The organism is Klebsiella sp. 141240 (assembly GCF_050600805.1).
In the GTDB taxonomy this organism is placed as follows: domain Bacteria; phylum Pseudomonadota; class Gammaproteobacteria; order Enterobacterales; family Enterobacteriaceae; genus Klebsiella; species Klebsiella aerogenes.
This window is the reverse complement of sequence record NZ_JAQIRK010000086.1, coordinates 1-257: the sequence shown is the minus strand read 5'-3', so window position 1 is coordinate 257 and position 257 is coordinate 1. Positions and strand designations below refer to the sequence as shown.

Below are 257 nucleotides of genomic sequence, written 5' to 3'. Positions count from 1 at the left end.
TTCTCCATCTCCGGTCGTGGTACCGTTGTTACCGGTCGTGTAGAGCGCGGTATCATCAAAGTTGGTGAAGAAGTTGAAATCGTTGGTATCAAAGAAACCGCGAAAACCACCTGTACTGGCGTTGAAATGTTCCGCAAACTGCTGGACGAAGGCCGTGCTGGTGAGAACGTAGGTGTTCTGCTGCGTGGTATCAAACGTGAAGAAATCGAACGTGGTCAGGTACTGGCTAAGCCGGGCAGCATCAAGCCGCACACCAA

The 257-nt window shown here is 51.8% G+C and carries 1 protein-coding gene; it reads left to right on the top strand.

The genetic code is table 11. The annotated features are described in order from the left end of the window. On the top strand, positions 1-257 hold a 257-nt coding region (locus PGQ95_RS26465; RefSeq protein ID WP_430919904.1), incomplete at both ends, for an EF-Tu/IF-2/RF-3 family GTPase.